This is a genomic window from Streptomyces sp. NPDC050619 (assembly GCF_040654815.1).
Classification (GTDB): domain Bacteria; phylum Actinomycetota; class Actinomycetes; order Streptomycetales; family Streptomycetaceae; genus Streptomyces.
Window position 1 is genome coordinate 386,363 of record NZ_JBFAIR010000001.1, and the last position, 23,021, is coordinate 409,383.

General features: G+C 70.5%; 17 protein-coding genes. 13 read left to right on the forward strand and 4 right to left on the reverse strand.

Annotated elements, in window-relative coordinates:
• The 9 genes from AB0I77_RS01710 to AB0I77_RS01750 all read left to right on the forward strand — a co-directional run bounded on the left by AB0I77_RS01710 (position 1) and on the right by AB0I77_RS01750 (position 9,427).
• Positions 1 to 741: a hypothetical protein gene (locus AB0I77_RS01710; RefSeq protein WP_363280261.1), complete on the forward strand. Its 741-nt coding sequence runs from the start codon at positions 1 to 3 to the stop codon at positions 739 to 741.
• 71 nt (positions 742 to 812) lie between these two features.
• Complete coding sequence (locus tag AB0I77_RS01715) at positions 813 to 1,658, forward strand: DegV family protein (RefSeq protein ID WP_363280262.1); 846 nt, start codon at positions 813 to 815, stop codon at positions 1,656 to 1,658.
• Positions 1,659 to 1,797: 139 nt separating this feature from the next.
• Positions 1,798 to 2,907, forward strand: coding sequence for a ComEA family DNA-binding protein (locus AB0I77_RS01720; protein ID WP_363280263.1), 1,110 nt, complete (start codon positions 1,798 to 1,800; stop codon positions 2,905 to 2,907).
• Complete coding sequence (locus AB0I77_RS01725; RefSeq protein WP_363280264.1) at positions 2,904 to 5,684, forward strand: ComEC/Rec2 family competence protein; 2,781 nt, start codon at positions 2,904 to 2,906, stop codon at positions 5,682 to 5,684. Before AB0I77_RS01720 ends, AB0I77_RS01725 begins: the two co-directional genes overlap by 4 nt.
• 4 nt (positions 5,685 to 5,688) lie before the next feature.
• On the forward strand, positions 5,689 to 6,480 hold the full coding sequence (locus tag AB0I77_RS01730) for an arylamine N-acetyltransferase (protein ID WP_363280265.1): 792 nt from the start codon (positions 5,689 to 5,691) through the stop codon (positions 6,478 to 6,480).
• Positions 6,481 to 6,646: 166 nt separating this feature from the next.
• Positions 6,647 to 7,528: a YceI family protein gene (locus AB0I77_RS01735; RefSeq protein ID WP_363280554.1), complete on the forward strand. Its 882-nt coding sequence runs from the start codon at positions 6,647 to 6,649 to the stop codon at positions 7,526 to 7,528.
• Positions 7,529 to 7,633: 105 nt separating this feature from the next.
• Positions 7,634 to 7,879: a hypothetical protein gene (locus tag AB0I77_RS01740; protein WP_363280266.1), complete on the forward strand. Its 246-nt coding sequence runs from the start codon at positions 7,634 to 7,636 to the stop codon at positions 7,877 to 7,879.
• Between the two features lie 78 nt (positions 7,880 to 7,957).
• Positions 7,958 to 8,947, forward strand: coding sequence for a DNA polymerase III subunit delta (gene holA / locus AB0I77_RS01745; RefSeq protein WP_363280267.1), 990 nt, complete (start codon positions 7,958 to 7,960; stop codon positions 8,945 to 8,947).
• Between the two features lie 81 nt (positions 8,948 to 9,028).
• A complete protein-coding gene (locus AB0I77_RS01750; protein ID WP_363280268.1) occupies positions 9,029 to 9,427 on the forward strand; it encodes a nuclear transport factor 2 family protein in 399 nt (132 codons plus the stop codon).
• Positions 9,428 to 9,648: 221 nt separating this feature from the next.
• Here the strand turns inward: AB0I77_RS01750 and rpsT are convergent, their stop codons facing one another.
• Positions 9,649 to 9,915, reverse strand: coding sequence for a 30S ribosomal protein S20 (rpsT, locus tag AB0I77_RS01755; protein WP_363280269.1), 267 nt, complete (start codon positions 9,913 to 9,915; stop codon positions 9,649 to 9,651).
• Positions 9,916 to 10,144: 229 nt separating this feature from the next.
• On the opposite strand from rpsT, the gene lepA reads away from it, so the two are divergent.
• Positions 10,145 to 12,013, forward strand: coding sequence for a translation elongation factor 4 (gene lepA, locus AB0I77_RS01760; RefSeq protein WP_363280270.1), 1,869 nt, complete (start codon positions 10,145 to 10,147; stop codon positions 12,011 to 12,013).
• Between the two features lie 226 nt (positions 12,014 to 12,239).
• Positions 12,240 to 14,114, forward strand: coding sequence for an AMP-dependent synthetase/ligase (locus AB0I77_RS01765; RefSeq protein WP_363280271.1), 1,875 nt, complete (start codon positions 12,240 to 12,242; stop codon positions 14,112 to 14,114).
• An 89-nt stretch (positions 14,115 to 14,203) separates the two neighbouring features.
• Here the strand turns inward: AB0I77_RS01765 and AB0I77_RS01770 are convergent, their stop codons facing one another.
• Both AB0I77_RS01770 and AB0I77_RS01775 read right to left on the reverse strand, forming a co-directional pair.
• Positions 14,204 to 14,761, reverse strand: coding sequence for a response regulator (locus AB0I77_RS01770; protein ID WP_363280272.1), 558 nt, complete (start codon positions 14,759 to 14,761; stop codon positions 14,204 to 14,206).
• 14 nt (positions 14,762 to 14,775) lie between these two features.
• Positions 14,776 to 18,888, reverse strand: a complete 4,113-nt coding sequence (locus AB0I77_RS01775) for a HAMP domain-containing protein (RefSeq protein WP_363280273.1) — start codon at positions 18,886 to 18,888, stop codon at positions 14,776 to 14,778.
• A gap of 102 nt (positions 18,889 to 18,990) precedes the next feature.
• Here AB0I77_RS01775 and AB0I77_RS01780 point away from each other — a divergent pair, with 102 nt between their 5' ends.
• Together AB0I77_RS01780 and hemW are read left to right on the forward strand one after the other, a co-directional pair.
• The gene (locus AB0I77_RS01780) at positions 18,991 to 20,901 is read left to right on the forward strand and encodes an ATP-binding SpoIIE family protein phosphatase (RefSeq protein ID WP_363280274.1); all 1,911 of its coding nucleotides are present in this window, start codon (positions 18,991 to 18,993) and stop codon (positions 20,899 to 20,901) included.
• A gap of 31 nt (positions 20,902 to 20,932) precedes the next feature.
• A complete protein-coding gene (gene hemW, locus AB0I77_RS01785) occupies positions 20,933 to 22,165 on the forward strand; it encodes a radical SAM family heme chaperone HemW (RefSeq protein ID WP_363280275.1) in 1,233 nt (410 codons plus the stop codon).
• Between the two features lie 27 nt (positions 22,166 to 22,192).
• On the opposite strand, the gene AB0I77_RS01790 is transcribed toward hemW, so the two are convergent.
• Positions 22,193 to 23,014, reverse strand: coding sequence for a DUF3097 domain-containing protein (locus AB0I77_RS01790; RefSeq protein WP_363280276.1), 822 nt, complete (start codon positions 23,012 to 23,014; stop codon positions 22,193 to 22,195).
• Positions 23,015 to 23,021: the final 7 nt, after the last annotated feature.

Consider the following 23,021-nt stretch of genomic DNA (forward strand, 5'->3'; position numbering starts at 1 on the left):
GTGGAAGCAGTGATCGCAGTAGTCGCCCTGCTCTTCGTGCTCTTCGTCGTGCTCGGCGCCTATGCCACGGTGAAGGTGGTCGGGGCCGCCAAGCGCGGCGTGGACCGCACCGTCACCCAGGCCCGCCGCACGGTCGAGGACCACACACTGCGGGCCAAGTCCTTCGCCCAGCCCGGATCGGCCGGCGAGATCGCCCAGCTGCGGCTGAAGCTGCGCACCTCGATGCGTGCCACCCAGGACGCGCTGCACGCGAGCGTGGCCGAGGACGAGTCCATCAAGGAGTCCCTCGCCCTCTTCGAGCGGCTCAGCGCCCACGGACACGAACTGGACGCCGAACTCAAGCGCCTGGAGTCCGAGCCCGACCGCGGCACCCTCGCCGAGCGGCTGCCCTCGCTGCGTGAGCGCACCGAGCGGATCACCAAGTCGGCGGACTCGCTGCGCTGGGCGGCCCGCGACCGGGCCCGCCGTTTCGCCGACGACGACCTGGACTCGTTGAGCGCGCAGATCGACGTCGAGGCCGGCGCCCTGCGGCACTGGACGACGACGGAGCCCGCGTCCGCCACACCGCCGCCCTCGTGGCCGGAGGCTCCCACCGCCGACGGCACGACCGCTCAGCAGACGTGGCCGGAGACTCCCCGGGCAGACACGGCCGAGGGGCCCACACGGCCCGCCATCACTCCGCCGGGTCGGCGTCCCACGTATCCCTGGCAGAAGAAGCCCCGCCCCGAGAGCACCACTTGATCCGGACACGGGTGCCCAGGTGAGAGGGGTCGGGCTGCCGTCCGCGCGCTACGCCAGGTAACCTCCAGCTCATGTCCCGCCATGTCGCGATCGTCACCGATTCAACGGCCTACCTGCCGCCGCGGACGATGGAGCGCCACGGCATCACAGCGGTGCCCCTGACCGTGGTCCTTGGTGACCAGGCGCTGGACGAGGGCACCGAGATCTCCACCCGTTCCCTGGCCCAGGCGTTGCAGAAGCGACGTTCCGTCACCACCTCGCGCCCCAGCCCGCAGGCGTTCGCCGAGACCTACCGCAAGGTCGCCGAGTCCGGCGCCACCGGCATCGTCTCCCTGCACCTGTCCGCCGAACTCTCCGGAACGCACGACGCGGCGCTCGTGGCGGCGCGCGAGGCGCCCGTGCCGGTGCGGGTGGTGGACACCGGGATGGTCGCGATGGCCCTCGGATTCTGCGCGCTCGCCGCGGCCGAGGTGGCGGAGTCGGGCGGCACGATGGACGAGGCCGTGACGGCCGCGGAGAAGCGGGCCGCGGGTACCTGCGCCTACTTCTACGTCGACACCCTCGACTATCTGCGCCGCGGCGGCCGGATCGGCGCCGCGCAGGCCCTCTTCGGCTCCGCGCTCGCGGTGAAGCCGTTGCTCCAGCTCGAAGGTGGCCGGATCGAACCCCTGGAGAAGGTACGGACGGCGTCGAAGGCCATCGCCCGCCTCGAGGAGATCGTGGCCGACCGGGCGGGCAGCGCGCAGGTCGACATCGCCGTCCACCATCTCGCCGCCCCCGACCGGGCGTCGGCCCTGGCGGAACGCTTGCGGGCGCGGGTGCCGGGACTCGCCGATCTGCACGTGAGCGAGGTTGGGGCGGTGATCGGGGCGCACACGGGGCCCGGGTTGCTGGGGGTTGTGGTCTCGCCTCGTTGAGGTCGGCGGTTCGCTCGTGCTGTGTATGCGGTTCGTCATGTGGCTCGTGTGGGTGACGGAGTTATCCACAACCGGGCGGTAATCCCCGGGAATTGACCAAGATCATCGCGAGAGTGCCGATGTGTCCGATCCTCGGCGCATGGCACTTCGATCACGCTCACGCACAGCAATCGCGACCAGCGGTCCGGGACGCGGCCCGGCTTCCGACGGCCGCAGTCGTCATCACCGCCCGCACACCCGGGGGCGACCCCGGCAACGGCGCGAGTCGGCGGACGAACTCCGGCGCAGGGCGGAGGCACTCTTCGCCGAACGGGCCGGGGAATGGCGGGAGTCGGGGCAAGGGTGGTCCGGCGCTGTTCCGGATCCGCCGGATGCCGTTGTGCGCGCGCCGAGTGCTGTGCTGGACACGCCGGGTGCTGCTCTGGACGCGCCGGCCGCCGAGGCGAGCGTGGGCCCGGAGGCGCCGCCGGCAGACCAGGGGACCGGCGCCGGGGTCGGTTCAGTGGCGGGCGGCCGACGCCTGCGGGCCGGGCTCGCGCTGCGGGAACGGATGCCGGTGTGGCTCCAGACGAGGTGCGGACTGGAGCGGCGGAACGTGCTCGCGCTCACGGTGCTGCTCGTCGTCGCCGCGGCCTTCGCCGTCCAGCACTTCTGGGTCGGCCGGACCGAATCCGTCCGAGCGCCCGAAGTGGTGCGCGCGGCTCAGCCGTACGCGGAGGGAGAGCGGAACGGGGAGACGGCGCCCGCGGCCGTCCCGGCCGGTGCGCCGAGTGCCGTGGGCACCGCCGGCCCCGAGATCGTCGTCGACGTCGGCGGCAAGGTCCGCGAGCCGGGAGTCCACCGCCTTGCGGCCGGTTCACGCGTCGCCGACGCGTTGCGCGCGGCGGGTGGGGTGCGTCCCGGAACGAACACCGAGGGACTCAACCGCGCTCGCTTCCTCGTGGACGGTGAACAGGTCATCGTCGGCGCTCCCGCTCCCGCCGCCGTCCCGGTGCCGGGCTCGGGCGGTCCGGCCGTCGGCGCTCCGGGCGGCGCGGTGGCGGGGGTGGCACCTGCGGCCCCCGTCTCGCTCAACACGGCCACCGTCGACCAACTCGACACGCTGCCGGGCGTCGGCCCCGTGCTGGCCCAGCACATCGTCGACTACCGCACGCAGCACGGCGGCTTCCGCTCGGTGGACGAGCTGCGCGAGGTCAATGGCATCGGCGACCGCCGCTTCGCCGACCTCCGAAATCTCGTACGGCCATGAGGCGCACCCCCGGCGTGCCGCCCGAGCACGGCGCCTCCCGACCCCGTCCCGCCGTCCACGCCGCATCCGTCCCCCGCCAGGCCGTCCACGCCGCCTCCGGTAAACGGCTGGGGGCGGCGCACCCCCGACAGGAAGGACCGACCGACCTACGACTCGTACCGCCCGCACTCGCGGCCTGGGCGACGGCCGCGGTGACGCTGGGCGCCCCACCGAGGTGGGTCACCGGTCTCGCGGCCGTGAGCCTTGTCGCGGCCGGCGCCCTCCTCGTGTCCGCGCGGTCACGTGCCCGTCCCGGGCGGATCACCTGGGCGCGTGCCTCGGTTGCCGCCGTGCTGCTCTGTGTCGCGGCGGCCGCCGTGTCCGCCGGGCTCCACGGAGCCGATCTGCGGCGCGGGCCGGTGCCTGAGCTGGCCCGGCAGTACGCCACCGCGACCGCCGAGATCGAGGTGACCTCCGACCCCCGGCTCACCCGGCCGCGGATCAGCGGGAATCACGCGGCGCCGACCTCTGTGCTGATCAACGCCGACGTACGACGCGTCGAGGCGGCCGACGGGACGGCCGACGGGACGGTGGTGGCGACGCGTGCACCGGTGCTCGTGATCGTCGACGCGGGCTTCGGCGCCGGCCGTCCCGTCAGCGACGAGGCGTCGGCCGGATCGCCGACCGGATCGCAGACTGGATCCCCGCACGGCTCGCCGATCGGACGGCCAGACGGATCGCCAGCCACAACGGCGACTGGATCGCCGACCGGACGGCCATACGGATCGCCGGCCACAACGGCGACTGGATCGCCGTTCGGATCGTCGGCCCTCGCTGAAGGGCCGAGGCGTTCGCCCTGGCTCGGGCTGTTGCCGTCCACTCGGCTGCGGGTGATCGCTCGGCTGGCGCCCGCGGCGGTGGGTGGCGACCGGATCGCCGCCGTGTTGCGCGTACGGGGGCGGGCGGCACCGGAGGTGGTGGGCGAGCCGTCGGCGCCGCAGCGGTTCGCGGGCCGGCTGCGCGCCGGGCTGCGGGAGGCCACGGACGGACTGTCGGCGGACGCCCGGGCGCTGCTGCCGGGGCTGGTCGTCGGGGACACCGCACGGATCACTCCGGAACTGGACGAGGCCTTCAAGGAGACCGACCTCGCGCACACGCTCGCGGTCTCCGGAAGCAACCTCACGATCATCCTGGCCCTGCTCGTCGGGCCGCCCGGGCTCGCCCAGCTCGTCGAGCGCCGTGGACTCGCGCCCCGGCTCGGTATCTCGCTCCGGACGACCGCGCTGCTCGGCGGAGGGCTCACGCTCGGCTTCGTCGTCGTATGCAGACCGGATCCGAGCGTGCTGCGGGCCGCGGCCTGCGGGGCCGTCGCGCTGCTCGCGCTGGCGACCGGACGCCGCAGATCGCTGATCCCGGCTCTGGCGACGGCCGTCCTGCTGCTGGTGTTGTACGACCCGTGGCTGGCCCGGAGCTACGGCTTCCTGCTTTCGGTCCTGGCCACCGGCGCCCTGCTCACGATCGCACCCCGCTGGAGTGTCGCGCTGCGCCGGCGCCGGGTTCCGCCACGGCTGGCCGAGGCGCTGGCCGCCGCTGCCGCCGCGCAGGCCCTGTGCGCGCCGGTGGTCGCCGTGCTGTCGGCGCGGGTGAGCCTGGTGGCGGTGCCGTGCAACCTCCTCGCGGAGTTCGCGATCGCGCCGGCCACGGTGCTGGGCTTCGCGGCACTGGCCGCGGCGCCGATGGCGATGCCGGTCGCCAAGGCGCTGGCCTGGGGCGCGAGCTGGCCGGCGGAGTGGATCGCGGGGATCGCCCGTACCGGGGCGGCGTTGCCCGGTGGGGGAGTGGACTGGCCGGACACCTGGGCGGGGGCGGCGCTGCTCTGCCTCGTCACGGTGGTCGTTCTGCTCGTCGGGCGACGGCTGCTGGGGCACCCCTGGCTGTGCGGTGCCTGCGGGTTGCTGCTCCTGCTGGTGGTGGTGCAGCCGCCGCCCCTGACGAGGGTGATCACGGGCTGGCCGCCACCGGGCTGGCGGCTGGCGATGTGCGACGTCGGACAGGGCGACGCGACGGTGCTCGCGGCGGGCGACGGCACGGGGGTGGTCGTGGATGCCGGGCCCGACCCGATGCTCGTCGACCACTGCCTGAGCGCGCTCGGCATCACCAGGATCCCGCTGGTCGTGCTCACCCACTTCCACGCCGACCATGTGGCGGGGCTGCCCGGAGTGCTGCGCGGGCGGGCGGTGGGCGCGATCGAGACGACGGGCTTCTCAGAGCCCGCGGACCAGGCCGAGTTCGTCCGCAGGGAGGCCGCCGCCCGGGGCATCCCCGTGACGCGTGCCGTCGCCGGAGAGCAGCGGCGCACCGGGGCGCTGGCCTGGGAGGTGCTGTGGCCGCCGCCCCGGCCGGCACCGGAACCGGAGGGGCCGAACGACGCCAGTGTCGCGCTGCTCGTCCGCTCGGGCGGGCTGCGGTTCCTGCTCCTCGGAGATCTGGAACCCCCGGCTCAGCAAGGGCTGTTGAGGTCTGCGGCGGGCGCGCGGCTGGGCGGGGTGGACGTACTCAAGGTCGCCCACCATGGCTCGGCCTACCAGGATCCGGAACTCATACGCAGGGCGGCCCCGCGGCTGGCGCTCATCTCCTGCGGTGCCGACAACCCGTACGGGCACCCCGCTCCCGGTACGGTCGCGGCCCTGCGAGCCGGGGGCGCGGCGGTGCTGCGCACCGATCGGGACGGAGCACTCGCGGTCGCCGGAGGAGGTGAGGGTACGGGCGGCGGAGAGCTTCGGGTGGCGCGAGACTGAGGTCATGGATTCCGCACAGGCCGATGCCTATCTCCGCCGTCTGGGAGTCGAGCGCCCGGCGTGGCCCACCGCCACCACGGCCGACGTCCTGCGCGAGCTGCACCTGCGCCATCTGCAGACCGTGCCCTTCGAGAACCTGTCGGTCCATCTCGACGAGGAGATCGTGCTGGAGGAGAACCGGCTGCTGGACAAGCTGGTGGGCGCGCGGCGGGGCGGGTTCTGCTACGAACTGAACGGAGCGTTCGGGGCGTTGCTCGCCGCGCTGGGATTCGAGGTCGGGCTGCTCGCGGCGCGGGTGCACGGGGCGGAGGGGCGGCTCGGGATTCCGTACGACCATCTCGCGCTGCGGGTGCGGACGGCGGACGGGGGCGAGTGGCTGGCCGACGTGGGGTTCGGGGCGCACAGTCACTACCCGCTGGCGTTCGAGGCGCGCGGTGAGCAGGAGGATCCCGGCGGCATGTTCCGGATCGTCGAGGCGGGGCCGGACGCGGCGGACCTGGATGTCGTCGTGAACGGCAGGCCGCAGTACCGGCTGGAGACGCGGCCGCGCGTGCTCGGTGACTTCGTGGCCGGAGCCTGGTGGCACCGCACCTCGCCGCTCTCACACTTCACGCAGTCGCTGGTCTGCTCGCGGGTGACGGAGGAGGGAGGCAGGATCACGCTCAGTGGCCGCACCTTCAAGACGACGGCTGCGGACGGGACGCACGAGGAGCGCGAGTTGGACACGGACGAGGAGGTGCTTGCGGTATACCGGGAGCGGTTCGGCATCGAACTCGACTCTGTGCCGACGGTGTGAAATACCAACCGGAATGGCTGATTCGAGCCATGCGGGGCCACTCGTCCTTAGATCCGGCACATGTGCTGGATTCCCGTGATGTGGTCTCGTCTTGCCTCGAATGCCTCATCGGTGGTCGAATGCATCTTCGCCAACAGTGATGTCGAATCGCGCAGGGGTGTCGAAGATGATCGGCAGCTGGCTGGGAAGCCGAACAAAACGGGTGCAACGGACGAGTCCACTGGCGGCGGTGCATACTCCGCCGAGTGCCGGGGTGCTCAGCTGCCGGGTGCTCGATCCGGTCAACGAGCCGGTGACACATGCCGAGTTCGCGGTCAGTGACACCACCGGCCGCAAGGTGGTCAGCGGAGGTATGGATCCCTTCGGGTCGTTCGTGACGACGGTGCCGGCCGGGGAGTACCGGCTCGCGGTCTCGGCCGAGGGATACACGCCGTACCGGGCGACCGCCACGGTCGGGGAGAACGCGCTCGCCTCGCTCGGCGACGTGACCCTCCAGGTGGCCCGGCCGCCCGAGCTGCCGTCGCCCGGGGACTGGGAGATCGAGCCGACGCACTCCTCGATCGGCTTCACCGCGCGGCACATCGGGCTGGCCCGGATCCACGGACGGTTCAACTCCTTCGCGGGGGTGATACGCATGGCCGACCAGGTGGATCATTCGGCGATGCACGTGGTGATCGACGCGGCGTCCATCGACACGAACGTCAGGATGCGCGACGACCATCTGCGGTCGGCGGACTTTCTGGACGTGCAGCGCTTCCCGACGCTGGAGTTCTACAGCGAGCGGTTCGTGCACAAGGGCGGCAACCGGTGGGCGATCACCGGCGCGCTGTCTTTGCACGGAGTGACGCGCACGGTCACCCTCGACACGGAGTACCTCGGGCTCGGCAACGGCATGGAGGGCGAGGTGCGCGCGGCCTGCCGGGCCACGACCGAGTTGCGCCGGGACGACTTCACGGTGAGCTGGCAGACGATGCTGGCGCGGGGGATCGCGGTGGTCGGGCCCAGTATTCGGATCGACCTCGACGTGCAGGTCGTCCGCAAGGGCTGAGCCGGCGGTGCGGCCCCCGGTGGGAGCCCCCGCTGAGAGTTCCCGGTGAGAGCCCCGGGTGGGAGTGCCGGTCGCGGGCCGGTGGGGTTACCGGACAATGGCCTCGTGAGTGATGTGAGACATGTGCTGGTGCTGCCCGACCGTGATGCCGCGGAAGAGGTGGCGCAGGCGCTCGGGGAGCGGTTCGGCGTCGACGAGGAACCGCGGCTGGTGCGGGACGCCCTGGCCGGTGAGGACGATGCCGAGGACGCGCAGTGGCTCGTCGTGCTGCGGGACGAGGGAGAGCGGCTGGATCCCCGCGAGCTGGACGAGTTCGCCGGGGAGTGGGACGGGTGGCGGGAGGAGCCGTAACTCTGCCGACCGCCTGTACCGCAGTCCGCGCTCGGCACCGGGACCGCGTTGTCAGTGCCGCGTGCCATGCTGTACGCAATGGCCAGAAAGACTGCGAATGACGACCCTCTCGCCCCGGTGACTCTTGCCGTGGGCCAGGAGGACCTCCTGCTCGACCGTGCCGTGCAGGAGGTGGTGGCCGCCGCCCGGGCCGCCGACGCCGACACGGACGTACGTGACCTGACCCCGGACCAGTTGCAGCCCGGGACGCTCGCGGAGTTGACCAGCCCGTCACTCTTCGCGGAGCGCAAGGTCGTCGTCGTACGCAATGCGCAGGATCTGTCGGCCGACACGGTCAAGGACGTGAAGGCGTATCTCGGGTCGCCCGCCGAGGAGATTACCCTCGTGCTGCTGCACGCGGGCGGGGCCAAGGGCAAGGGGCTGCTCGACGCCGCGCGCAAGGTGGGGGCGCGGGAGGTGGCGTGCCCGAAGATGACGAAGCCGGCGGACCGGCTGGCGTTCGTGCGGGGCGAGTTCCGCGCGGTCGGGCGGTCGGCCACGCCCGAGGCCTGCCAGTCGCTCGTCGACGCGATCGGCAGTGATCTGCGGGAACTGGCGTCCGCGGTCTCGCAGTTGGTCGCGGATGTCGAGGGGACCATCGACGAGGCGATCGTCGGCCGGTACTACACCGGGCGGGCCGAGGCCTCCAGCTTCACGGTGGCCGACCGGGCGGTCGAGGGGCGGGCGGCGGAGGCGCTGGAGGCGCTGCGGTGGTCGCTGTCGACCGGAGTGGCGCCGGTGTTGATCACGAGCGCGCTGGCACAGGGCGTACGGGCGATCGGGAAGCTGTCGTCGGCGCGTGGCGGGCGGCCCGCCGATCTCGCGCGGGAACTCGGGATGCCGCCGTGGAAGATCGACCGGGTACGGCAGCAGATGCGGGGGTGGACGCCGGACGGGGTGGCCGTCGCGCTGCGGGCCGTCGCCGAGGCCGACGCGGGAGTGAAGGGCGGAGGGGACGATCCCGCGTACGCCCTGGAGAAGGCGGTCGTGGCGATCGCGCAGGCGGCGCGGTCCCGAGGGCGGGCGTGATCCAGTAGCCCATCCCTCCCAGGCGAGGAGAATTGTGCGTATCAGCCGTACCTCGCCGGATCAGGAAAGGTGGCGATCGCCGTGGCTGAACACCCGCACGCCATGCTCGTCCGCAAGGGCTACGAAGCTTTCCAGCGCGGAGACATGGACACCCTCCGCAGCATCATGACCGGAGACTGTACACACCACGTACCCGGCTCCCACCCGCTCTCGGGGGACTTCAAGGGGATCGACTCGATCATCAACGACTACTACAGCCGGCTCTACTCGGAGACCGACGGGTCGTTCCAGGTCGAGCTGCGCAACATATTCGTCGACGGCCGCGGGCACGCCGTCACCGTGCACCGCTTCACGGCCGACCGGGGCAGCAAGCACATCGACGAGAACGGCGGCATCGTCTTCCGGATCGTCGGAGACAAGATCAGCGACCTCGACGAGTGCCTCGAGGACATCGACAAGAGCAACGCATTCTGGTCCTGACTGCGGCGGGCCGCGCGCGTACGCCGAAGGCCCCGGCACCCGCCCTGGGGAAGGGCGGGCGCCGGGGCCTTCGGGTTCAAACTGCTCAAGCTGCTGGAGCCACGCCCGCGTGGCGAACGCGTCCGCGCGTGGCTCCTAGGGGTGCCGGACGGGAGCGGATGAGAGAGGGCCCGCTCGATTCCCTCCGGCGGTCAGATCAAAGGTCAGATCAAAGAAGGAGTTCAGCCCTTGAGGGACGCGACCTTCGACGCCAGCGCCGACTTCTTGTTGGCGGCCTGGTTCTTGTGGATGACGCCCTTGGCGACGGCCTTGTCGAGCTGACGCGCGGCAGCGCGCTGGTACTCGGTGGCCTTCTCGACGTCACCCGCGGCAGCGGCCTCACGGGCCTTGCGGACCGCGGTCTTCAGAGAGGACTTGACCGACTTGTTGCGCAGCCGGGCCTTCTCGTTGGTCTTGTTCCGCTTGATCTGGGACTTGATGTTCGCCACGAATGAGCCTCTACAGGTTCAGGCACGGGGCCGCAGGGTCCCGTGCCGATGATTTCTCGAAGTCGTGCCTCGCGCTGAGAGGGCATGAGACACAGCCACCCAGGCTACCAGTGGGCCGTCGAGTGGCCCAAACCGGGCGTCGGTGCCCGCCCGTGGGACCATGGAAGCTACGTATCGATCCGACCCGAGACCGCAGACACTGCGGACGCCTCAAGAATCAGGACCCTGCGTGCCCGCGATCCCTAGCCATGTGCCCGAGCCGAGCCGTACCGACCCGGCGCTGCTCCGCAACTTCTGCATCATCGCGCACATCGACCACGGCAAGTCCACGCTCGCCGACCGGATGCTCCAGCTGACCGGTGTGGTTGAGCAACGGCAGATGCGCGCTCAGTACCTCGACCGGATGGACATCGAGCGCGAGCGCGGCATCACGATCAAGTCACAGGCCGTGCGTCTGCCCTGGGCCCCGACCGGGGATCCCGGCAGTACGCACATCCTCAACATGATCGACACCCCGGGACACGTCGACTTCACCTACGAGGTCTCGCGGTCGCTCGCCGCCTGCGAGGGGACCGTCCTGCTCGTCGACGCAGCCCAGGGCATCGAGGCCCAGACTCTCGCCAACCTCTACCTGGCGATGGAGAACGACCTCAAGATCATCCCCGTACTGAACAAGATCGACCTGCCGGCCGCGCAGCCGGAGAAGTTCTCCGAGGAGCTGGCCAACCTCATCGGCTGCGACCCCGATGACGTGCTCAAGGTCTCGGCGAAGACCGGCATCGGCGTGGACGCGCTCCTCGACCGGGTGGTCCGCGACGTCCCGGCCCCGGTCGGCGTCAAGGACGCCCCCGCCCGCGCGATGATCTTCGACTCGGTCTACGACTCCTACCGGGGCGTGGTCACCTACGTCCGCGTCATCGACGGCCAGCTCAACAAGCGCGAGCGCATCAAGATGATGTCGACCGGCGCCACCCACGAGTTGCTGGAGATCGGCGTCTCTTCCCCCGAGATGACACCGGCCGACGGCATCGGCGTCGGCGAGGTCGGCTACATCATCACCGGCGTGAAGGACGTCCGTCAGTCCAAGGTCGGTGACACCATCACCAGCAAGGACAAGGGCGCCACCGAGGCCCTCGGCGGGTACAAGGACCCCAAGCCGATGGTCTTCTCCGGCCTCTATCCGCTGGACGGCTCGGACTACCCCGACCTCCGCGAGGCGCTGGACAAGCTCCAGCTCAACGACGCCGCCCTGGTCTACGAGCCGGAGACCTCCGCGGCCCTCGGCTTCGGCTTCCGCGTCGGCTTCCTCGGACTGCTGCACCTCGACGTCATCCGTGAGCGCCTGGAGCGCGAGTTCAACCTCGAACTCATCGCCACCGCGCCCAACGTGGTCTACCGCGTGATCATGGAGGACGGGAAGGAGCACACGGTCACCAACCCGAGCGAGTTCCCCGAGGGCAAGATCGACAAGGTCTTCGAGCCGGTCGTGAGGGCCACGATCCTCGCTCCCAGCGAGTTCATCGGCTCGATCATGGAGCTCTGCCAGACCCGCCGCGGCACCCTCCTCGGCATGGACTACCTCTCCGAGGACCGCGTAGAGATCCGCTACACGCTCCCCCTCGCCGAGATCGTCTTCGACTTCTTCGACAACCTGAAGTCCAAGACGCGCGGTTACGCCTCCCTGGACTACGAGCCCACCGGTGAGCAGGACGCCCACCTGGTGAAGGTCGACATCCTGCTCCACGGCGACCGCGTCGACGCCTTCTCCGCCGTCACGCACAAGGACGCCGCGTACGCGTATGGCGTACGGCTCGTCGCCAAGCTGCGCGAGCTGATCCCGCGCCAGGCCTTCGAGATCCCCATCCAGGCCGCCATCGGCTCCCGGGTCATCGCCCGCGAGACCATCCGCGCCATCCGCAAGGACGTCCTCGCCAAGTGCTACGGCGGTGACATCTCCCGTAAGCGGAAGTTGCTGGAGAAGCAGAAGGAGGGCAAGAAGCGCATGAAGATGGTGGGTTCCGTGGAAGTTCCGCAGGAAGCCTTCATCGCCGTCCTGTCCAGCGACGAGAACGCGGGTTCCGGCAAGGGCAAGAAGTAGCGGCCGTTCAGCGTCAAAATAAGGGCTCGCCGCGTGTCAGCGCGGTGAGCCCCTACGCGTGCGTAGCGTCGCTCTCGGTACGAAGCTCTCTGTACGAAGTGACAGGCCGCCGCCCCTTACACACCGGCCGGTCGCGCTCTACTCTGATCCCTACTCGGTAGTTACTCGCGAGTTAAACAACAGACACAATGAGCCAGCCGTACGGTCGCGGGCCACGGAGGATGTCGTGAGCGACACACAGACACTGATCGAGAACCGTCCGCCGAGCGTGGCGGCCGTCTTCCTGGAGCGCGTGGCGGCCACGCCGGACGCCGAGGCCTACCGTTACCCGGTGCCGCCCGCGGCCGGTGAGGGCCCGGACGACTGGAAGTCGCTGAGCTGGGCGCAGGCCGCCGAGCGGGTCTACACGATCGCGGCCGGCCTGATCGAGCTGGGCGTGCAGCCGGAGCAGCGTGTCGCGCTCGCCTCCTCCACCCGGCTCGAGTGGATCCTCGCCGACCTGGGCATCATGTGCGCCGGCGCCGCCACGACCACGATTTATCCGCAGACCAACGCCGAGGAGTCGGCGTTCATCCTCTCCGACTCCGCCAGCCGGGTGCTGATCGCTGAGGACGCGTCCCAGCTCGCCAAGGCGAAGGAGAAGCGGGCGGAGCTGCCCGAGCTCACCCACGTCGTCGTCATCGACCCGGCCGGCGTCGAGACCGGCGACTGGGTGCTCACCATGGCCGAGCTGGAGCAGCGCGGTGCCGCGTACCTGGAGAAGAACCCCGACCTGATCAAGGAGAAGGTCGGCGCGATCACCAGGGACCAGCTCGCCACCCTGATCTACACCTCGGGCACCACCGGCCGCCCCAAGGGCGTCCGCCTGCCGCACGACAGCTGGTCGTACATGGCGAAGGCGATCGCCGCGACCGGGCTGATCAGCGGCGAGGACGTGCAGTACCTGTGGCTGCCGCTCGCGCACGTCTTCGGCAAGGTACTCACCTCCGGGCAGATCGAGGTCGGGCACGTCACCGCCGTGGACGGCCGTGTCGACAAGATCATCGAGAATCTGCCGGTCGTGCGGCCGACGTACATGGCGGCCGTGCCGCGCATCTTCGAGAAGGTCTACAACGGGGTCGCCGCGAAGGCCCGTGCGGGCGGCGGCGCCAAGTACAAGATCTTCCAGTGGGCCGCCGAGGTCGCCCGCGAATACGCCAAGGCCAGCCAGGACAGCTTCCGGCGCACCGGCACGGCCTCGGCGCCCTTCGGGCTGAGCGCCAAGCACCGGGTCGCCGACGCGCTCGTCTACGCCAAGATCCGCGAGGCGTTCGGCGGCAACCTGCGGGCGTGTGTCTCGGGGTCGGCCGCGCTCGCGCCGGACATCGGCTACTTCTTCTCGGGCGCGGGCATCCACATCCTGGAGGGCTACGGCCTGACCGAGTCGTCCGCCGCCTCCTTCGTGAACCCCGGCGAGGCCTACCGCACCGGCACGGTCGGCAAGCCGCTGCCCGGCACGGAGGTGCGCATCGCGGACGACGGCGAGATCCTGCTGCGCGGGCCCGGCATCATGGAGGGCTACCACGGGCTGCCCGAGAAGACCGCGGAGGTTCTGGAGCCGGACGGCTGGTTCCACACCGGTGACATCGGTGAGCTGTCTCCGGACGGCTACCTGCGGATCACCGACCGCAAGAAGGACCTCATCAAGACGTCGGGCGGCAAGTACATCGCGCCTGCTGAGGTCGAGGGGCAGTTCAAGGCGGTGTGCCCGTACGTGTCCAACATCCTCGTGCACGGGGCCGACCGGAACTTCTGTACGGCGCTCATCGCTTTGGACGAGGTTTCGATCTTGGACTGGGCGAAGGAGAACGGGCTGGAGGGGAAGTCGTACGCGGAGGTTGTGGCTGCGCCGGTGACGGTTTCTATGGTCGAGGGGTATGTCAAGGAGCTCAACGAGGGGTTGCAGCGGTGGCAGACGATCAAGAAGTTTCGGTTGTTGCCTCGGGATCTTGATGTGGAGCATGGGGAGATTACGCCGAGTTTGAAGTTGAAGCGGCCGGTGGTTGAGCGGGAGTACGGGGATTTGATTGATGAGATGTACTCGGGGGCGCGGGAGGCGTAGCGCGGAAGCGGAGGGGTGGCGGGGGACTGTTGGCGGCTGACGGTTCGTTGTGGCTGGTCGCGCAGTTCCCCGCGCCCCTAAAGGTCAGTTCACGCCCCCCTCGTGACCAGTTGGCGTAGCTCCCTGACCTGCCTGCGCAAAGCCGGTAGGTCCAGAGGGTTCTCCCCGTTCAACTGGTCCTCCAGCTCCGCCAACCGCATGCTCACCTCCCCGTACTCGGTGTGCTTCCGCTCCAGTTGCTGGTTCTTGCGGTGCAGGTCCAGGAACACGTTGACCTTCGCTCGTAGGACCCATGGGTCGAAGGGCTTGGTCAAGTAGTCGGCGGCTCCGGTCGCGTAGCCGCGGAAGGCGTAGCCGGAGTCGTCGTCCGCGCCGGTGAGGAAGATGATCGGGACGTTCTTGGTCTGGTCGAGTCGTTTGATGTTGGCGGCGGTTTCGAATCCGTCCATGCCCGGCATGCGCACGTCGAGCAGGACGAGGGCGAACTGCTGCCTGAGCAGCGCCTTCATCGCCTCCTCGCCCGAACGTGCGCGGACGAGTGGTTCGTTGAGGGACCTCAGGACGGCCTCCAGCGCGACCAGGTTGTCCTCCATGTCGTCGACCAGGAGGATGCTGGCGCGCTCCGCGGTCCTTGCCTCAGCGCTCATGTGACTGGCCTCATTCAGTCGTCCGTCGGCGGGACCGCGGCCTCCTCGACGTCGGCGCTCTCAGGGTCCAGGAGGGCGCAGACGACGGTCAGCAGCTTGTCGACGTCCACGGGCTTCGGTACGTAGTCGTTGGCGCCCCGCGCGATGGACTCCTCGCGGTCGCCCGGCATCGCCTTCGCGGTGAGCGCGACGATGGGCAGGCCCGTCCAGCGCGGGGTGCGGCGGATGGCGGCGATGGTCTCGTAGCCGTCCATCTCCGGCATCATGATGTCCATCAGGACGAGTTCGACGTCCGGGTTGCGTTCCAGCGTCTCGATGCCCTCGCGGCCGTTCTCCGCGTACAGGACGGGCATGCCGACGCGGCCCAGGACATGGGTGAGAGCGAAGACGTTGCGGATGTCGTCGTCCACGATCAGCACCCGGCGCCCGGACAGGACTTGCCCCGGCCGGCCCGACTGCCATGCGTCCAGTCTGGTGGGTGCCGGCCAGGAGTCGTCCGGCTCGTGAGGCGCGGCGTAGGGCTCGGCCGCCGGCCCGTCCGGCGCCGGCAGGGCGCGGTCCTCCGAGGTCGGGCCGGTCGCCGAGTGGCCGGGGCTGACGACCGGGACGTACAGCGTGAAGGTGGACCCCTTGCCGGGCTCGCTCTCGGCGATGATGCGACCGCCCAGCAGGCCCGCGATCTCGCGGCTGATGGACAGGCCGAGGCCTGTGCCGCCGTACTTGCGGTTCGTGGTGCCGTCGGCCTGCTGGAACGCCTCGAAGATCACCGGGAGTTTCTCGGGGGCGATGCCGATGCCGGTGTCGGAGACCTCGAAGGCGACCACCTCATCGCTGCCCTGGACGTAGTGGTGCTCGGGGTCCTTCGCGCGGTTCACCCGCAGCTCGACCCGGCCCGACGCGGTGAACTTGATCGCGTTGGACAGGAGGTTGCGCAGGATCTGCTGGAGGCGCTGCTCGTCCGAGTACATCTCGCGCGGTACGTCCTCGCCGACGGCCACTTCGAAGGCGAGCCCCCGGTCCAGCGTGAGCGGGCGGAACGTGGCGTGGACGTAGTCGAGCAGCTTGATGAGCGGCAGCTTCTTCGGGCGTACGTCCATCCGGCCGGCCTCGATCTTCGACAGGTCCAGTATGTCGTTGATCAGTTGCAGCAGGTCCGAGCCGGAGCGGTGGATCGTCGTCGCGAACTGGACCTCCTGGTCGGAGAGATGGCCGTCCGGGTTGTCCGACAGCAGCCTGGCCAGGATCAGCAAGGAGTTCAGGGGGGTGCGCAGTTCGTGCGACATGTTCGCCAGGAACTCCGACTTGTACTGGGAGGAGGTCGCCAACAGGGCCGCCTTCTCCTCCAGTTCCGCGTTCGAGCGCTGCAACTCCGCCTGCTGCTTCTGGAGCTCGTCGGAACGTTCCTGGAGCTGCGTGGCCAGGCGCTGGGACTCGCCCAGCAGGGACTCCGTGCGGGAGTTGGCGATGATCGTGTTGATGGCGACGCCGATGGTGTTCACGAACTGGTCGAAGAAGGCCAGGTGGACGTCGGAGAAGCGGGAGAAGGAGGCCAGTTCGATCACGCCGAGGAGCTTGTCCTCGAAGAGGATCGGGATGATGACCACGCTGGTGGGCGCCGCCTCGCCGAGGCCGCTGTTGATCTTGATGTAGTCCGGCGGGGCCTCCTCGAAGAGGATCCGCTTCTTCTCGCGGGCCGCCTGGCGGACCAGGCCGTGCACCGGGAGACCGCCCGTTTCGACGGTGGCCTCCTGCGCCGCGCCGTACCCGGCTATGAACGCGAGCCCCTTCGCGGGGACGGTGGTGCGCAGTGACGTGCCGTCCTCATCCGGGTCGGCCAGGAAGAACGCGCCGTACTGGGCGTTCACCAGCGGGGTCAGCTCGCGCAGGATCAGGTCGGCGACCTCCATCAGGTCCCGGTGGCCCTGCATCAGCGCGGCCAGGCGGGCCAGGTTCGACTCCAGCCAGTCCTTCGCCCGGGTCGTCTCGCGGAGGTTGGACACCATCAGGTTGATGTTGTCCTTCAGCTCGGAGACCTCGCCGCGCGTCTCCACGGAGATGGAGCGGGACATGTCGCCCTGGGCCACCGCCGAGGCCACCTCGGCGATGGCGCGGACCTGGGTGGTGAGGTTCAGCGCGAGTTCGTTCACGTTCGTCGTCAGGCGCTTCCAGGTGCCGTACACGCCCTCCACCCGTGCCTGGCCGCCCAGTTGGCCCTCGCTGCCGACCTCGCGGGCCACGCGCGTGACCTCGGAGGAGAAGGAGGACAGGGTGTCGACCATCGTGTTGATGGTGGTCTTCAGCTCCAGGATCTCGCCGCGGGCGTCCACGTCGATCTTCTTCGACAGGTCGCCCTGTGCCACGGCCGTCGCCACCTGGGCGATGTTGCGGACCTGTGAGGTCAGGTTGTCGGCCATGTAGTTGACGTTGTCGGTGAGGTCCCGCCAGACCCCCAGGACGCCCAGCACCTGGGCGCGTCCGCCGAGCCGGCCGTCGGTGCCGACCTCGCGGGCCACGCGGGTCACCTCGTCGGCGAAGGCGCGCAGCTGCTCCACCATCGTGTTGACGGTGTCCTTCAGTTCGAGGATCTCGCCGCGGGCGTCGACCGTGATCTTCTTGGACAGATCGCCGTTGGCGACGGCCGTGGTGACCTGGGCGATGTTGCGGACCTGCGAGGTCAGGTTCAGCGCCATGAAGTTGACGTTGTCCGTCAGGTCCTTCCAGACGCCCGACACGCCTCGCACCTGCGCCTGGCCGCCGAGGTTGCCCTCGGTGCCGACCTCGCGGGCCACGCGCGTGACCTCGTCGGCGAAGGCGGACAGCTGGTCGACCATCGTGTTGATCGTCGACTTCAGCTCCAGGATCTCGCCCTTCGCCTCCACCGTGATCTTCTTGCCGAGGTCGCCCTGGGCCACGGCGGTGGACACCAGGGCGATGTTCCGCACCTGCGACGTCAGGTTGTCCGCCATGAAGTTGACGTTGTCGGTGAGGTCCTTCCAGACCCCCGACACGCCTCGCACCTGGGCGCGCCCGCCGAGGTTGCCTTCCGTGCCGACCTCGCGGGCGACCCGCGTGACCTCGTCGGCGAAGGCGGACAGCTGGTCGACCATCGTGTTGATGGTGGACTTCAGCTCCAGGATCTCGCCCTGGGCGTCGACCGTGATCTTCTGGCTCAGGTCGCCGTTGGCCACGGCGGTGGTGACCTGGGCGATGTTGCGGACCTGCGAGGTCAGGTTCGAGGCCATGAAGTTGACGTTGTCGGTGAGGTCCTTCCAGACGCCGGAGACGCCCCGCACCTGAGCGCGCCCGCCCAACTGGCCTTCGGTGCCGACCTCGCGGGCCACGCGCGTGACCTCGTCGGCGAAGGCGGACAACTGGTCCACCATCGTGTTCACGGTCAGCTTGAGCTCCAGCAGTTCGCCGGTCGCCTCGACCGTGACCGTGCGGGTCAGGTCGCCGCGGGCCACCGCCGTGGTCACCAGGGCGATGTCCCGCACCTGTGCTGTCAGCCGGGACGCCATCGTGTTGACGGCCTCGGTCACGTCCCGCCAACTCCCGGACAGTCCCGTCACCTTGGCCCGCCCGCCGAGCCTTCCCTCCGTGCCGACCTCGCGGGCGACCCGGGTGACCTCGCCGGTGAACAGGGAGAGCTGGTCCACCATCTTGTTCACGGCCCGGCCCAGCCGTCGCAGGTCACCGCGTAACTGCCGGCTGCCGTCGTGCAGATCGACCCGCTGGGTCAGATCGCCGCCGGCCACCGCGTCCAGCACGCGGGTCGCGTTCGCCGCCGGGGCCACCAGGGCGTCGAGCAGCTGGTTGACCTCGCTCACCCGGGAGGTCCACGCGCCCTGGCCCGGGCTGGCCGAGAGCCGTTCGTCGAGCCGACCGTGCCGCACCAACTCCCGCTTCACCCGCCGTACTTCGGTGTTGAAGTGCGTGCTGCGGTCCATGATCTGGTTGAAGACGGCGGTCAGTTCGGCCACCACGCCGTCCCCCGACTCGGGCACCTTGGAGAAGTCACCGTCCCGGACGGCGGTCATCGCGGCGAGCAGCGGCCGAAGATCCGATGCTCGAATCTGGCCATCTTTCTGTCCCTCTTCGAGCACACGCGTAGCACTGTTCTCACTCATGGCGGCCCACTTCGGTAACTCGGCGCTTATGGCCGCGGTCAGTCTGTCACTCTGTCGGCATCGACTGAGGCGTATTCGTCCGAACCGTTCGGGGAGCTGTCCATGGGGGCCATTCCGACGCAACGGGAGACCATTTCCCGTGCCTCTGATGCGCCTGTGCCGGGGGGCGCGCACCCGTGCGCGCCCCGGGTGCACGCGCCCCTGCCCGGGAGCCCCCTCGCACCGGGCTCCGCCCGCGCCGTCTTACGCACCGCCCTCGCCGACTGGGCCGAGCGCGGGCTGCCCGGCGCCGAGCACCTCACCGACCGCCTGGCAGGTGACGCCGTGGTCGTCGTCAGCGAACTCGTCACGAACGCCGTCGTACACGCCGGCACCGACGTCGAGCTGGACTGCCGTCTGGAGCCGGAGACCGGCGCCCTCGTCATCGAGGTGCTGGACCACCACCCCTCCCGCGCCCCGCGCGACGGCACCGTCGAACCGCCGTGCGAGACACCGGAGTACGGGCGCGGCCTGCGACTGGTCGCCGCGCTCGCCGAGTCCTGGGGCATCACCTACCACACCGGCGCCAAGACGGTGTGGGCGCGGCTGCCCGCACACGAGCCTTCGGCCACCGACGAAGAGGAGGCGTACGCGGGCGAGCGCGGTCTGCGGGTGGCCGAAATACTCGCCCCCGAACCGCGGCGGGCCGAGCGGGACCGGGACTGGCTGGGCCGCGGCGCCCTCTCCTTCCTCGCCGAGGCCTCCGACCTGCTGGCCGGACAGCTCGACGAGAACCTGGTCGCCGCGCTCACCGGACAGCTGATCGTGCCGCGGCTGGCCGACTGGTGCGCCGTATGGCTGGAGGACGAGGCCACCGGCCGCGCTGGCTGGGGCGCCGACCGGATCGCGGGTGCCGGACCGCGGCTGGCCCGCGTGTGGCACAGCAGCGAGAACCGCATCGAGGAGCTGCGCCAGGCCCTGGACAAGGAGCCGCCGCGCCCGCCCGACACGGCAGGGCCCGGGCCCGCCCCGTTCCCCTGGCCCGGCGACGCCCTGGGCCCGCACCACACGCACGGCTGCGCGCTCGCCTACCGCCTGGCCGCCGGCGGCCGCCCGCTCGGCACCCTGGTCATCGGACGGTCAGGACCGGTGGGCTTCCCCGACGAGATCACCGGGCTCGTCGAGGACCTCAGCCGCCGGGTGGCCCTCGCCATCGGCGCGGCCCGCCAGTACGCCCGGCAGGCCACCATCAGCGCCGTACTGCAACGCGGACTGCTGCCCGGCGCCGTCGCCGAGATACCCGGGATGCGCAGCGCCCTGGTGTACGAGCCGTGCGACAAGGGCGGGCCCAGCGGCGACTTCTACGACCTCTTCCCGGCCGGCGACGGCCGCTGGTGCTTCGCCGTCGGCGACGTCCAGGGCAAGGGCCCCGAGGCCGCCGTCGTGATCGGCCTGGCCCGGCCCTGGCTGCGGCTGCTGGCCCGCGAGGGCTACCGCGTCGCCGACGTCCTCGACCGCCTCAACCAGCTGCTCCTCGACGACGCGACGGAGGCCGCGGACGCGGCGGCCCGCGCGCTGGTGTCCGCCGGCGGCCGGCCGACGGGCACCGACGACGGCCCGCAGACCCGCTTCCTCTCCCTCCTCTACGGCGAACTGGCCCCCTTCGACGGAGGTGTGCGCTGCACCCTCGCCTCCGCCGGACACCCGCTGCCGCTGCTGCTCGGCGCGGGCGGCGATGTCCGTACGGCCGCGCATCCGCAGACCCTCCTCGGGGTCGTGGAGGACGTGACGTACACCAGCGAGACCTTCGAGTTGCGGACCGGCGACAGCCTGCTGTGCGTGACGGACGGCGTGACCGAACGGCGCAGCGGCTCACGCCAGTTCGACGACGAGGACGGGCTCGCCGAGGCGCTGGCGGGGTGCACGGGGCTCGACGCGGAACTGATCGCGGAGCGCATCAAACGGCTGGTGCACGAGTTCGGGGTACGGCCGCCGGAGGACGATCTGGCACTGCTGGTGCTTCAGGCGGAGTGAGGATTTCTCCAGGTGCTGGACAATGGAGGGCATGCCTTCCGCACTCCCCGACGGCGAGCCCGTCCCCGACGACGGCGCACTGCCCGCGCCCGCGCTCGCCGGGGCGGCCGACCGCCCCCTCGGGTTCTACCTGCACGTCCCGTACTGCGCGACCCGCTGCGGCTACTGCGACTTCAACACCTACACGGCGACCGAGCTGCGCGGCACCGGCGGCGTCCTCGCCTCCCGCGACAACTACGCGGACACGCTGATCGACGAGATCCGCCTGGCCCGCAAGGTCCTCGGCGACGACCCGCGCGAGGTCCGCACGGTCTTCGTCGGCGGCGGTACGCCCACGCTGCTGGCGGCGGGTGATCTCGTACGGATGCTGGGGGCGATCCGCGACGAGTTCGGCCTCGCCGCCGACGCGGAGGTGACGACGGAGGCGAACCCGGAGTCGGTGGATCCGGCGTACCTGGCCGAACTGCGCCAGGGCGGCTTCAACCGGATCTCCTTCGGCATGCAGAGCGCGAAGCAGCATGTGCTGCGCGTGCTGGACCGTACGCACACGCCGGGCCGCCCGGAGGCGTGCGTCGCGGAGGCGCGTGCGGCGGGGTTCTCGCACGTGAACCTGGATCTGATCTACGGCACACCGGGGGAGTCGGACGACGACTGGCGGGCCTCGCTGGAGGCGGCCCTGGGGGCTGGTCCGGACCACGTGTCGGCGTACGCGCTGATCGTGGAGGAAGGTACGCAGCTGGCGCGGCGGATCCGGCGGGGCGAGGTTCCCATGACGGACGACGACGTGCACGCGGACCGGTATCTGATCGCGGAGTCGGCTCTGTCAGCGGCGGGCTTCGAGTGGTACGAGGTGTCGAACTGGGCGACGTCGGAGGCCGGCCGCTGTCTGCACAACGAGCTGTACTGGCGGGGCGCCGACTGGTGGGGCGCCGGGCCGGGGGCGCACAGCCATGTGGGGGGCGTGCGCTGGTGGAACGTAAAGCATCCGGGGGCGTATGCGGGGGCGCTGGCGGGAGGGCGGTCGCCGGGGGCGGGGCGGGAGATCCTCTCGGCGGAGGACCGGCGGGTGGAGCGGATCCTGCTGGAGTTGCGGCTGCGGGAAGGGGTGCCGCTGGAGCTGTTGCGGGCAGAGGGGCTTGCGGCTTCGCGGCGGGCGCTGGAGGGCGGGCTGCTCCAGGAGGAGCCGTATACGGAGGGGCGTGCGGTGCTGACGTTGCGGGGGCGGTTGCTCGCGGATGCGGTGGTGCGGGATCTGGTGGACTGAGGGGCTTTTCTCGGAACCGCCTCGTCCTCAAGCGCCGGACGGGCCGGAATCGGGTGCTGTGACGAAATCGATCAGTTCCTCCACCCGCCCCAGCAGCTCCGGCTCAAGGTCCTTATAAGACCCCACCCGCTTTAGGATTGCCTGCCACACCGCCCCCGTGTTTTCCGGCCACCCCAGCGCCCGGCACACGCCCGTCTTCCAGTCCTGGCCGTGCGGTACGCGAGGCCAGCTGGGGATTCCCAGGGACGACGGCTTCACCGCCTCCCAGATGTCGATGTACGGGTGGCCGACGACCAGCGCGTGCTCGCTGGTCACCGACGCGGCGATACGGGACTCCTTGCTGCCCGGCACCAAGTGGTCCACCAGGATGCCCAGGCGGGCGTCCGGGCCCGGTGCGAAATCGGCCACGATCGACGGGAGGTCGTCGACGCCCTCCAGGTACTCCACGACCACGCCCTCGATACGCAGGTCGTCGCCCCACACCTTCTCGACCAGCTCGGCGTCGTGCCGGCCCTCGACGTAGATGCGCCCGGCGCGGGCCACGCGCGCGCGTGCGCCGGGGACGGCGACCGAACCGGATGCCGTACGGGTGGGACGTACCGGCCCCGATGACGGCCGTACGAGGGTCACCACGCGGCCCTCCAGGAGGAACCCGCGCGGCTCCAGCGGGAACACGCGGTGCTTGCCGAAGCGGTCCTCCAGCGTCACCGTGCCCGCCTCGCAGCGGATCACCGCCCCGCAGAACCCGGTCCCCGGCTCCTCGACCACCAGGCCTGGCTCGGCCGGGACCTCGGGTACGGGCTTGGGCTTCTTCCACGGCGGGGTTAGGTCCGGAGAGTACTGGCGCATTCGGATG

Bases quoted from the DNA above. Each gene is read 5' to 3' on its own strand.
- AB0I77_RS01715 (WP_363280262.1), top strand. From the start codon at position 813: ATGTCCCGCCATGTCGCGATCGTCACCGATTCAACGGCCTACCTGCCG.
- AB0I77_RS01720 (WP_363280263.1), top strand. From the start codon at position 1,798: ATGGCACTTCGATCACGCTCACGCACAGCAATCGCGACCAGCGGTCCG.
- AB0I77_RS01725 (WP_363280264.1), top strand. From the start codon at position 2,904: ATGAGGCGCACCCCCGGCGTGCCGCCCGAGCACGGCGCCTCCCGACCC.
- AB0I77_RS01730 (WP_363280265.1), top strand. From the start codon at position 5,689: ATGGATTCCGCACAGGCCGATGCCTATCTCCGCCGTCTGGGAGTCGAG.
- AB0I77_RS01735 (WP_363280554.1), top strand. From the start codon at position 6,647: ATGATCGGCAGCTGGCTGGGAAGCCGAACAAAACGGGTGCAACGGACG.
- holA (WP_363280267.1), top strand. From the start codon at position 7,958: ATGGCCAGAAAGACTGCGAATGACGACCCTCTCGCCCCGGTGACTCTT.
- AB0I77_RS01770 (WP_363280272.1), bottom strand. From the start codon at position 14,761: ATGAGCGCTGAGGCAAGGACCGCGGAGCGCGCCAGCATCCTCCTGGTC.
- AB0I77_RS01775 (WP_363280273.1), bottom strand. From the start codon at position 18,888: ATGAGTGAGAACAGTGCTACGCGTGTGCTCGAAGAGGGACAGAAAGAT.
- AB0I77_RS01780 (WP_363280274.1), top strand. From the start codon at position 18,991: ATGGGGGCCATTCCGACGCAACGGGAGACCATTTCCCGTGCCTCTGAT.
- hemW (WP_363280275.1), top strand. From the start codon at position 20,933: ATGCCTTCCGCACTCCCCGACGGCGAGCCCGTCCCCGACGACGGCGCA.
- AB0I77_RS01790 (WP_363280276.1), bottom strand. From the start codon at position 23,014: ATGCGCCAGTACTCTCCGGACCTAACCCCGCCGTGGAAGAAGCCCAAG.